The sequence below is a fragment of the Flectobacillus sp. genome (genome assembly GCF_049240685.1).
Taxonomy (GTDB): Bacteria; Bacteroidota; Bacteroidia; order Cytophagales; family Spirosomataceae; genus Flectobacillus.
In genome coordinates this window covers 1-12,144 of record NZ_JBMLSD010000165.1, presented here as the reverse complement: position 1 = coordinate 12,144, position 12,144 = coordinate 1, and the positions used below count along the sequence as shown (strand labels likewise).

9 protein-coding genes are annotated in these 12,144 nt (G+C 38.6%); all 9 read right to left on the bottom strand.

What is annotated here, in order from left to right:
• Positions 1–128 precede the first annotated feature (128 nt).
• Entirely contained in the window at positions 129–1,232 is a 1,104-nt protein-coding gene (wecB, locus tag ACOVQ4_RS07665; protein ID WP_421820066.1) for a non-hydrolyzing UDP-N-acetylglucosamine 2-epimerase, read from the bottom strand.
• Between the two features lie 92 nt (positions 1,233–1,324).
• The gene (locus ACOVQ4_RS07660) at positions 1,325–2,461 is read right to left on the bottom strand and encodes a glycosyltransferase family 4 protein (RefSeq protein WP_421820065.1); all 1,137 of its coding nucleotides are present in this window, start codon (positions 2,459–2,461) and stop codon (positions 1,325–1,327) included.
• A gap of 33 nt (positions 2,462–2,494) precedes the next feature.
• Positions 2,495–4,360: an asparagine synthase (glutamine-hydrolyzing) gene (gene asnB, locus ACOVQ4_RS07655; protein WP_421820064.1), complete on the bottom strand. Its 1,866-nt coding sequence runs from the start codon at positions 4,358–4,360 to the stop codon at positions 2,495–2,497.
• Positions 4,361–4,363: 3 nt separating this feature from the next.
• Complete coding sequence (locus ACOVQ4_RS07650) at positions 4,364–5,464, bottom strand: glycosyltransferase (RefSeq protein WP_421820063.1); 1,101 nt, start codon at positions 5,462–5,464, stop codon at positions 4,364–4,366.
• Between the two features lie 163 nt (positions 5,465–5,627).
• The gene (locus tag ACOVQ4_RS07645; RefSeq protein ID WP_421820062.1) at positions 5,628–6,692 is read right to left on the bottom strand and encodes a glycosyltransferase; all 1,065 of its coding nucleotides are present in this window, start codon (positions 6,690–6,692) and stop codon (positions 5,628–5,630) included.
• Positions 6,683–8,530, bottom strand: coding sequence for an asparagine synthase (glutamine-hydrolyzing) (gene asnB / locus ACOVQ4_RS07640; RefSeq protein ID WP_421820061.1), 1,848 nt, complete (start codon positions 8,528–8,530; stop codon positions 6,683–6,685). The genes ACOVQ4_RS07645 and asnB (ACOVQ4_RS07640) overlap by 10 nt, the downstream gene beginning before the upstream one ends.
• A 3-nt stretch (positions 8,531–8,533) precedes the next feature.
• Positions 8,534–9,805, bottom strand: a complete 1,272-nt coding sequence (locus tag ACOVQ4_RS07635; RefSeq protein ID WP_421820060.1) for a hypothetical protein — start codon at positions 9,803–9,805, stop codon at positions 8,534–8,536.
• On the bottom strand, positions 9,778–11,064 hold the full coding sequence (locus ACOVQ4_RS07630) for a hypothetical protein (protein ID WP_421820059.1): 1,287 nt from the start codon (positions 11,062–11,064) through the stop codon (positions 9,778–9,780). Before ACOVQ4_RS07630 ends, ACOVQ4_RS07635 begins: the two co-directional genes overlap by 28 nt.
• Positions 11,057–12,046, bottom strand: a complete 990-nt coding sequence (locus ACOVQ4_RS07625) for an NAD-dependent epimerase/dehydratase family protein (RefSeq protein ID WP_421820058.1) — start codon at positions 12,044–12,046, stop codon at positions 11,057–11,059. Before ACOVQ4_RS07625 ends, ACOVQ4_RS07630 begins: the two co-directional genes overlap by 8 nt.
• Between the last annotated feature and the right edge of the window lie 98 nt (positions 12,047–12,144).

Sequence of the window (12,144 nt, the reverse complement as noted above, 5' to 3'; positions counted from 1 at the left end):
CAGTGAAAAAGGCCCAACACCTAAGAAACGCTTTCTCGTTTTGTCCAGTAATCAGATTGTTAATTTAATATTTTCTTTTACCTACTCACTCAATTTTAGAGACCTTTTGAATGATAGGCTTACTTGGATTATTTGTTTAGTTGCTCTACTAAAATAGCGGCAATTCTTTCAGACGTATGACCATCCCAAAGCGGAGGAATAGCTCCTTGCTTGGCTTTTCCTTCCAGAATTTCAACAAATTTTTGGTGTACAGTAATAGGATTCAAATCAGCCAGTAACTGATTTGTACCAAGCGCTACCGTGACAGGACGTTCGGTAGTGTCTCTAAACGTCAAACATGGCACTTTCAAATAAGTAGTTTCTTCCTGAATCCCTCCCGAATCAGTGATAATCAAGCTGGCATTTTGCATTAATTGCAAAAACTCTAAGTACCCTTGTGGCTCTGTCAATACTAAACCCTCAATAGCTTGAAGTCTTTCCCAAAGTCCCAAATTTTTGAGATTATTGGCTGTGCGTGGGTGAATCGGGAATACCACTTTTTTGAATGGAACAGTATTCTCTATGATGGTCAAAATCGAAGAAAGCCCCTCTGCTGTGTCTACATTGGCAGGGCGGTGCATAGTCATTACAACAAATTCATCTTTAGTCAAGCCTAATTCTTCAAGAACGGTAGTCTGTTGTGCTTTTTCGAGATAATGTACCAGTGAATCAATCATGACATTCCCTACAAAGAAAACTTTTTCGTCAGGAACACCCTCTTTTTTGAGATTATCGATACCCGACTGTTCTGTGATGAATAAATAGTCTGATACGCTATCTGTCAAAATACGGTTAAGTTCTTCAGGCATTTTGCGGTCACCGCTACGGAGGCCCGCTTCTACATGTGCTACAGGGATGTGTAATTTGATAGCTACCAAAGTACAAGCCAATGTAGCATTTACATCGCCTACGACTAGTACTAAATCTGGTTTTTCTTGAAGAATTACTTTTTCAAATTCCAACATTGTACGTGCCGTAACTTCTGTATGAGAGCCACCTCCTACACCAAGGAAATAATGCGGTTTAGGCATTTGAAGCTGTTCAAAAAATACATCACTCATCTTGGCATCAAAATGTTGTCCTGTATGAACAATCTTCGATTCGATGGCTGGGTGGTTTTCAAAAGCACGATGCAATGGCGCTACTTTCATAAAGTTGGGACGAGCGCCAACGATGTTAAGAATTTTCAACATAGAGTATGTACAAAAAAAATGATGCGAGTTATCCACAATCAATTGTGGATAACTCTGTGGGTAAATCCACTGCAAAGTTGGTTAAATTTGTCTTATTTACCATATAATAAACGATGATATAGTTCAAGAAATGCGTGATTGACTTTTTGTTCTGTGTAGTTATCCACAACGATTTGCCTAGCATTATACCCTAATCGATGCCTAATTTGTGGATTTTCTAGCAGATAATCAATTTGTTGTGCCAAAGCTCTAAAATCCCCAATCGGGACAATCAGGCCATTTTTTTGATGCTCTATCAAGGCTTTACACCCATCGCAACTACTGGCAATAATGGCTCTACCAACCGCCGAGGCTTCTAAAAGTATACGTGGAAAACCTTCATGATAGGATGGTAATACAATAATGTGAGCTGTTTGTAAAAATGGAAGGATGGGAGATTGTGCTCCTTTCCACACAAGATAAAAGTTATCCACAATGGCTTCAAGTTCGTCTTGGGTGATTGCGCTAGGATTTGCTTCGTCGATAGGACCAATCAGTTCAAAAGTGACTTTTCCTACCCACTTACTCTTCAAAAGATGGGCTGCCTTCACGAAATCTAATATGCCTTTATCTTTCAACATTCTTGCCACAAGACGAACCTTTAGTCCATTGTGAGTTGACTCTGGTGTATAGACAAAGTATTTGATATCGATGCCTGTACCTTTAATAAGGGTGATTTGTGCATTTTTTAAGTAAAGAAGTCTCTGAAAAAACTGAGCGTTTTGTTCATTCTGAAAAAGAAAATGTTGATAACTTTTTCTGAACATGAAGCCTAGAAGGAAAAATATTCTTTTTAAAATACTCTCTTTATTTGGGGATAAAGCCGAACCTAAGCCTGCTACAGCCTGAAGAACGATGCTTTGGCCTAACCCCAGACGAGCAAGGCTACCAAGTAAAATAAGCTTGATACCAACATGTTGAATAAGGTCGGGGTTGATTTGATGATATAGTTTTCGCAGAATCCACAATTCTTTCAAATTCTGTAAAGGAGATTTACTGCCACGATTCAATTGAAAATCATAAAAATCTATGCCCAGCGATTCTAAGTAAGCTCTTTTACCTGTGTCTTTGGTAATAAGACTTACTCTATACCCTTGCTCTATACAAGCCAAGGCTATCGAAAGTCGATGTGAGATAAAGAAATAGTCTGTATTTACCACAAAAAGTAGGTGCAAATTGTCTTTATTCATTTGATGTAGTCTTGAAAGATATGAAGAGGAATATTAGTAATCTTTTGATAAATACCATTTTTGAAAACAGTAAATACTCCAAAGCTGAAATTTATACCTTTGGGGTTTTTGGAGAAAACAATGAACTTGCTTATGCATTTTTAAAGGTTCAAATAGGTCTTGCTTTCTTAGAAAATCAATACTCGTAAGCCTCAAAAGTTCTTTCTTTAGACTTGTGCTTAGCCAAATAGCTATTGGTACTTCGAAGCCCTGCTTTTTAGCTTGTCGAAAACTTTCTGGGAAAAGCGTTGAATGATACCTTTTTAATAAATACTTGGTATTACCTTTTTGAATGAGTAAGGTATCGGGGAGTTTTTGTGAAAATTCCCAAAGATATTTCGACAAAAAAGGTGTTCTGTATTCGATAGACGCACGCATACTCATACGGTCTGTCTTTACAAGCATATCTCCTTCCAAGGCTATTTGCTTGTCCCAAAGTCTTGCTAATGCCAGTGGATTATCCAGCGGATAGGTCAGAAACAGCCTATATAATGTATTGGTTTGGCATTGCCAATTGGGCAATAATAGTGCATTCAGGGTAGCGTCTTGCATTCCCATCTGACTAATATTCCATACATCTTCTGAAGAGTTTTTTCCGATTTTTTCAAAAAACTTAAGCATTGTATTAACTGCAGAATTATCTGGAAACAGATACAAAGGCAGATGATTAATGTTTTTTAAAAAAGGTGCATATTGTCTAATTTTGTCAGCCCAAATTGGCATCAAATAACGCTGATAGCCACCAAATACCTCGTCGGCGCCATCGCCTCCATACATGAGTTTGATATCTTTTTTTACCCATTGAAGAACTGCATTGCTTGCAATGGCCGATGAATCTGAATAAGGCTCGTCAAAATAATGTAAGGTTTCACTAAGCTGTTGTTGGACTTGCGTAAAATCGAGAGGGATAATCTCATGTTTTAATCCTACATACTGAGCTATTTTTTGGGCTAAAAAACTTTCATCTTTTCTGCTTGCCTGTGTTTGTAAAGAAAAACAGCAAACATTGGGATTTAACTTACTAAACCAATACGCCAGAATACTAGAGTCGATTCCTCCGCTAAGTAAAAGCCCCGAGGCATGATTGGTACGTGTTTGTTGCTGTACACTTTCTTGAATTAATCTATTCAGAGAAGACAATGCCTCTTGATAGTTGAATTGTGGGATATAGTTGGGTATTTTCCAAAAATTGGCCGTATTCACCTTGAGTGTTGCTAAATCTATACTCAAATATTGTGCAGGCTGAACCTTAAAAATGGATTGGTAAATACTCAATGGTGCAGGAATAAAGCCTAGTCGAAAATACCAATTAAGTGCCTCAGGACTGATGGATGCCCGTTTTTCTCTGAGTGCTTCAAAGCCGCACAAAAGACCCTTCAACTCGCTCGACCAAATCACAAACTCATGGTTGCAATAATAATATAAAGGCTTTTCGCCATTAATGTCTCTTGCCAAAAAAAGTTTATTGAGTTTGAAATCCATAATTGCAATGGCAAACATTCCATCAAAATGCTCAAAACAGGATGTCCCCCAATAGAGATACGCCTTAGCTAAGACCTCCGTATCGGATTCGGTACGAAACTGATACCCCAAGCTCATCAAGGTTTGTTTGAGCGCTTGATAATTGTATATTTCTCCATTAAAACACAAACAAATATCTTGCTCACGCCAAGGTTGCTGCGCAAAATTGGCATCTACAATTGCCAACCTGCGCATTCCCATACCCTGCGTTTGGGCTTCGTTGAGCCATATTCCTTCGTCGTCAGGGCCTCTTTGATACAATTGCTGATTCATGCTTTTTATCAAACTAGGCAGAGATACCATAGGCCGTAGTGCTAAAATTCCATTGATTCCACACATATTTTAGTTGGGATAAAGTAAAGACAAATGCCAATCATCGTACTGCTGAGCAATGTTGGCAATATGAAAATGCTCCAAAACTCTTTTTCGTAAATCTAAACCAAGTTCTATACGCTTTTCGAAAGGAATAGACAGTACTGAAAGCCAAGCCTCTGCTAATGCCTCTGGACTTTTACTTGGCACAATCAGTTGAGGTTTTGCCATAAGTATTGCTGCATCTCCGGCATCGGTAGATACACAAGGGATACCTTTCATCATGGCTTCTCCAAGTACATTTGGAAAACCCTCCGAATAGGAACTAAGTGTGAAAATATCGAAGGTATTGAGTATATCATCTAGTGATATTTGTGCCTCATGTAGTTCGACATACTGGTTTAAGTTAAACTGCTCAATCCATTCCTGAAGTTGGGTGTTTGCGGCATTGCAGCCTTTTCCAACTAGTATAAACCTACCATGAGGATTTTTTTGTAGGAAAAGAAATACAGCCTTTAGAAAGGTAAAATGGTCTTTTTCGGGTGTAAATCGGGCTATCATGCCAATACGCATAATAGCCCGATGCTGAAGTGTAACTAGGGTATTATCTACAAAACCATTGGGGATAACTTTGATTTTTTGATGAAATCCAGCCTTGTTATGTTCCTCTGCTCCCTTTTGCGAGCAGCTCACAATATAATCGGGGATAAAATGAGAGGTAATTTTTAGAAGTATAAAAAAGGCTTTTTGAGACCAAGACGTCACCCCACTCAAGGTATTGCGAAGATTCCACACTACAACAGGTCGATTAGGCAAAAAATAGGCTGCAATTCCCCCAAGCAGATTGGCATGGTATAGCCAAGTATGAACAATTTCGGGACGAAGTTGACGAAGCACACGAAGACATGCAAAGGTGATAAAAGGAAGATAATACCAACGATTCTGAAAGGGTAAAACAAAGACCTCTATACCCAAAGCTTGAATAGAGGTAGCCAAGTCTGCCTCAGAGGTCAGACAAATCACCGATGGCGAAAACTTCTTTCTGTTGGTATATTTCAGTAATTTATATAGCATATTTTCGGCACCGCCAATGCCTAAGCTAGTAATTATATAGGTGGTTTTTATAGGCATAAGTCTATTTGAGCAGGAGTGATGTATTATGATGTAACTTAAAGATTATTAATACTTTATCTTATCATTTTCTTTAATTAGATACGCTTTTAGCTATATGCATTTGGTAAGCAAAGCTTAGGGTCTACAGCCTATTGTCTGATGCCTTGTACAGAGGTGTTGTTTATTGTTTTTCAGTAAATAGATTTTCATAGATAGCCATAACTGTATCTAATTCGAATGGCGGTAGATTTTGCAAGAGTTTTTCTGGTAAAAATGGATTTTTTAAAACTTTAGAAATTGATGTTGCAAAATCGTGTATATCGTTTGCCAGAAAACCATTTTCGCCAGAATGAATAATCTCAGAGGTTCCTCCCACAATAGCAAAAGCAAGGGGTGTTACTTCCAAGCATAGTGCTTCCAATAGTACATTGGGGAAAGCCTCCGTATACGAACCTTGCAGGTATAAATGGGCATTTTTGAGAAGAGGGAAAGGATTTTTTAGTTCTCCAGTCAAAACAACTTTTGATTCAAGCTGATGTTGCTGTACATATTTTTTGATGGTCTCTTTCTCTGGCCCTTCGCCTACGATGTAATAGCAGAATGGGGTATTGAGCAAAGTCAATGCTTCCAAAATTCGTAGATGCCCTTTATTAATATCTAGCCTTGCGATAGTCATGAAAATGGGACAATCGGGCACAGTATGCTCCAAGGGCATCTGAGCCAGTCTTCTTACCCAAGCAGTATGAATGGGATTAGGAATAACCAGCGTTTTGGAGGCTATTTTGGGCAAATGTTGTCTGATATGTTGTTCCATCAAAGCCGATTGTACCACCAGAAAGTCGATATTGCCATAAAAAAATTGGGATAATACTTTTTGTGGTGTATTTAACCTTTCAAACAAATAATTAGATTCCCGAGCAACTAGCTTACAAGAGCTTGGGAGAAGAGGTTTTAACAAAATTATTAATCTTGTAAAATCTAATACACTAAAAATATAATCAGGTTGCTCTTTCCAAATCAGCTTCAGGAGCTTTATCCAAGTATATCTAATTCTACTTTTACCAAAAATAGAAATACCTACGGAGGTGTTGATAATAGGATAAAATGGTATTTCTTTTGAATTGATACCTAGCCTTATGTCAAACTTTGAAGTATCCCAATGATTAACGAGTGTGCTGATGACTCTTTCGGTGCCTCCACAGGCCAGACTTGGTATTAAGAATAGTATTTTGGGTTTTATAGCCATCGATTATACCAAAGTTGAAATTGTAAAAGATGCCAAAGTGTAGTTGTATGTATATCCGAACCTTCATAGAAACGCTTGATTGAGCGATTGACCATTGCTGTACTAAGTAGGCCGTGTTGCTGTAGTGAGGAGTTAGTCAAGGTATCCAAAGTAAGTTCTTTCAAAGGCCCTCTCAACCATTTACTTAACGGGACTCCAAAGCCCTTTTTGGGTCTGTCCAAAAGTGTTCTTGAGATTTTTTGGTGTGCTAATTTTTTCAATAAATATTTTTGCTCAGAACCTTTGATTTTGAATTGACTCGGCAAACTCGACACCCATTCTACCCAAGGGTGATGCAACATCGGTTCTCGAATCTCGAGTCCAACGGCCATTCCTGTACGGTCTGCCTTGACCATTAAATCATCAACCAGATACTGAGAATAATCCCAATACAACATAGCATGGACGGGGTCGTTTGGAAAAGCCTTTCTAAAAGTATTTTCAGAACTTGCGATAAAATCAGGCACTAATGACGACACCTCGCTGCTACTGATAGTTTGACTAAGGGCATCGAGTACCCACATAGGATTTTGAGAATGTTTTAGGATATGCCTCAATTTGACATATTTATGATGGTGAAAGGGTTTTAACAATAACCTAATCACTGAGCTCGGAGCATATTTTATCCACTGAAAAAGCCCTAAGCTTTGTGTATAGCGATGATAGCCCGCCCAAAGCTCGTCGCCGCCCTCAGCCGATACTACGGCTTTGACTGATGACCGTACTCGCCGGCTCAACGCCAAGCACGCTACCGCCGAACTGTCGCCAAAAGGCTCATCAAATACGTCGGGCAATTGTGTGGTGAGATACAATGATTCTTTGTTTTCTAAAACAAACCCTTCAAAAGGAATGGCCAAATGCTGGGCTATCTGTTGTGCAAAAGGAATCTCATTGTATTGGTTTTCCTCAAATCCTAAACAATAAGCCTTGTAAAAATTTCGATGCTTACGAGCATAATAAGCTACTAATGAGCTGTCATAGCCTCCGCTCAGATATAAACCAATAGGGTGGTCGGCAATCATGCGCGTTTGACAAGCGGTATCAAGTCTTTGGTCTAGTTCATGCAGTAAAAAAGATTCATTCTGAAACTGCTTATCGATGGGTTGGCTAAAAGAATCCAAAATCGACCAATAAGTTTGAGTTCGTGTAGTGTTTTGTGGTAAGTCTATTACTAAAATCTGCCCTGCTAATACTTTTTGGGTTTGTTCAAAAATACAATTTGAACTCGGAATGTAGCCATACTGAAAATATAGTCCAACACTTTGATTTTGTATTTTTTTTGGAAAATCAGGATGAGCCATCAAGGCTTTGAGTTCGGAGCCAAATAGGATGATATTTTTTGATTGATACACATATAGGGGCTTGGCTCCAGCTCTGTCTCTTGCCAAAATCAACTGCTGACTTTCCTGATTGTATAGTCCAAAGGCAAACATACCAGTAAGTTGCTGAACCGCCGTTTCGCCCCAATAATCAAAAGCTTTGACTAATACTTCTGTGTCAGACTCACTCTCAAAATAGTAGCCTTTTTGCTGAAGTGTTAGTCGGATTTCTCTAAAATTGTATATTTCTCCATTAAATACCAGCACCCAATGCTGCCATCGGTAGGGTTGCGATGCCAAAGCACTATCGTCTAGTAGCGACAAACGCGTATGTCCCAATCCTATCTGATACAAAGGCATAGATTTCCAGTATTCACCCGAAGCATCGGGGCCACGGTGGCTCAAAGATGAATACATTTGTCGGAGAGTTTGACGAGAGCTTTTGTAACGAAAGTCAACAAGTCCAGTTATTCCACACATATTTTAGCTTGATTTAGCGTGAGAACTATTCCATCGGATATTGATAAGCGAAAATAGCCAAGGAACTACCGCAAAAATCAATACTCGTTTTTGTAAATATAGTTGAAATAAGAGATTATTTCGATGTATATAAAAAGCCCATATCGAAAAAAACAGAGCGATAATTACCAAAGAATATCCACTTGAATGCTTTATGAGAAGATTACCTAGAACCAACACAATATGGTAAAAAAAGATAAATAAAATTAAGGCAACCCAACCGCCACTTGCCCAAATATCGCCCCAAATGTTATAGGCTAAACCATATTCAAGTTGAGGAAATAAGTCTTTCTGACTTAAATAATGACTATTGGATTGCATCCCCAACCAATCGCCTCCGATAATCAGTTGCCCTACAATATCGACGGGATGATACCAGTCAACCTCGATTCCTTTACGTAAGGTTTCTGACAGATTGGCCTGTATTGCTGCGGGTTCTCCCACGACAAAAGCATGAAAAAGCACGTCCTGCCAAGAAGGGTAAATCTCTTCAAACAAATCCATGCGATTGGCCTGTAATAATGGTAATACGAGTTTTGAAATAAAGAATATAGCACCAATACCCATGAGCAGTAGTGTTTTGCCAAGGTATTTCCAATGGCTAATATAGTTCACTAATCGTCGAGGCTTATGCTGAGTCGCTAATACCAATAAGGCCAATACTACAAAAGCCGAAGAGGAGCGATTTCCTCCCCAAAAAAAATCTAAACCTAGCAAAATCAAGGCTAGTATTTGATAAAGTCTATAACCAGCACGAAAAGCAATCATAGCCAGCAAACTAGCTCCCATGGCCCAAAGGACGCTCCAACGGTCGGCTTTATTACTAAGGATTTCTTGAAGTTCACCTTTACTTACTTCTGCTCTGTTTAAGTACAAGTCAGGAAATTGTATCAAAGAGCCAGCCAGTCCCACAAGACCCATAATCAATGCGCCTCGGGCTAAACTAGGTTTAAATTCGCCCTTCAGAATAATAGATTTTTCTTGTAAAAAAATATCATTTAGTATTACTGTAAATAAGTTAATCCCCAAAACCCAGTCATAAACCCAATAACAAGGCGGATAAATAGCCGTAGTTTCGTCGGTATCATAAGGATTGATAATTAAACCCGAAAAACCTGGAATAAAATAAACCAACGAGCTAAAGAAGGATAAACTCAAAAAGTCGAATAGGCGCTTCGTAAAAATGTAATAACAAGTTCCTACAAAACTTAGTCCATAAAATAAGGTTTCGAACATACTAACGAAGGTATAAAACGTGTTTCTCTAAAAAAATAATTACTCCACCAGCATTGCCATACTCCTGTAATCCAGGTACTTACAATAGCGCCACCTATTCCCCAAAGAGGTACCAATAGATAACTACAACAGATACCCAATACGCACGAAACCACCTGAATTGGTATCATCAAATGGGTCAAATTATTGGTAAATAAAAAGCCAGAACGAGCCATATCGAGCATATAAAATACAAGATTGAAAGAGATACCCACCGTAAGCCAAGTCAATTGTTGTACCTCTAAAAGCCCTTCAAATAGTGGAGCACCAATCCACATCATTACAACCATTATTCCGCTTGCACCTACACTTATTCGAAAATATTGTTGTACATGTTTGAAGAATACAAGCTCTGACAATTGTTTTGCTTCAACCAAGCGCGGATATTGATGAGTAAACAACAGTACGGGTACAAAATAACTAGCCTCAACCAAACGTAAGGCAGAACTATACCTACCCGTGTCGCTCAGATTCAATAAACTTGCTAGCAACAGTACATCCATTTTTGATTGGATTAAACCAATAATTTTACTTACAAAAACAGCCCATGCTCCTTGGTACATTTCTTGCACCAGTTGCCATTGAATTTGCCATTTTCTAAAACCTAGTCCTTGGCTTTTTATCAGCCAATAATAGACCACTGCCAAGCCCAAACTACAGCCCAACTGAAGCCACAAATACGTAAAAAAAGGAAATGGCTCTACTTCAGCACAGATTATCTTGCCTATTCCTGCACAAATCGCATAGTAGGCATTTACTTGGTTGATTAGATGCGGTTTTTTGACGGCATCAAAATAAAAATAAACAACATGAAACGGCGTAGTCAGTAAATTGCCTGATTGTATCCATATAAGACTTTTGAGAAATGAATATTGCGGAAAAAATAGCATAAAGCTTAACCCACAAACAACAAATCCTACAATAGATAATAACATCGCCATAAATGCTGCGCTGCCCAAAAGTGTTTCTACCTTTCGGCCTTCTACAATGGCTTTGATAATCCAATCTTTCAACCATATTCCCGAAAAAACACTAAATAGACCATAATAGGATACCAGTAAACTAATACTTCCCCATTGTGAGTTATCCAGATGGCGTATTAACCAAAGGCTGCTCACAAAGGTTACTCCCAATTGTATCACATACCAACCTAATTGACTCCAAAGCCCTTTTAGTTGTCTATTGGCAAAGTGTTTTATTTTTTGGAAAAAGCTAGGCATGTACTTTCTGTGCTTGATACCAAGAAACTGTTCGACGAATACCCTCGTTGAAATAGACGATGGGTTGATAGTTCAAGCATTTATTAGCTCGATTAATATCGGCTTTACTGTGTAAAATATCTCCTTGTCGAGGACGTTCGTATAAAATTGGGAGTTCGGAGTGGCAGCAAATATTTATGGCATTCCACACTTGGTTTAGGGAAATAGACTGCCCACAGGCAATGTTAAAGAAGCGATGCTCCTGAGAGTTGGCAAATAGCGCCAAAAGATTAGCATACACCACATTGTCAATATAAGTAAAGTCTCTACTTTGCTCACCATCTCCGAAAATAACCCCCGCTTTATCTTCCAAAACCGCCTGAATAAATCTAGGAATAACAGCTGCATAAGGGCCATTAGGATTTTGTCGTGGCCCAAATACATTAAAATACCGTAAGCCTACCAAATCCTGTTGGTAGGTCTGAGCAAAAATCTCAGCATATATTTCATTAATACGCTTGGTTGCGGCGTATGGAGAAAGTGGTTCGCCAAGAGTGATTTCTTGTTTGATATCATCGAGCAAACTCCCATAAACGGAAGAGGAGGAGGCAAAAACCATTTTCTTTACTTGCGCTTTTTGCATTGCTACCAATAAGTTTACAAAACTATTGACATTGGCCTGATGCGTACTAATAGGGTCATTGATAGAACGTGGTACCGAACCAAGTGCCGCCTGATGAAAAACAAAATCAATACCTTCACAAGACTTTTCACAGATAGAAGAATTTTGTAAATCTCCCTCTATTAACTCACAATTAGCAAACCTCATGGCTGTTTGAATATTGTGGAACGAACCAGTTGAAAAGTTATCCACAATGACCACTTTTTTTGCTTGATGTTTTAGTAAAAAGTCCACCAAATGTGAACCAATAAATCCAGCACCTCCCGTAACTAAAAAGCTACTTTGCTGAATCAGCGCAGAATGTGATTGTGATAGCGTCATAGAACAATTTTTATGTGATAAATAGATGTTGATTTTAATAGACTATTTGAATAGCTGATATAGATACCTTAAGCTACGAAGTCCTATTTTTCGTTTAA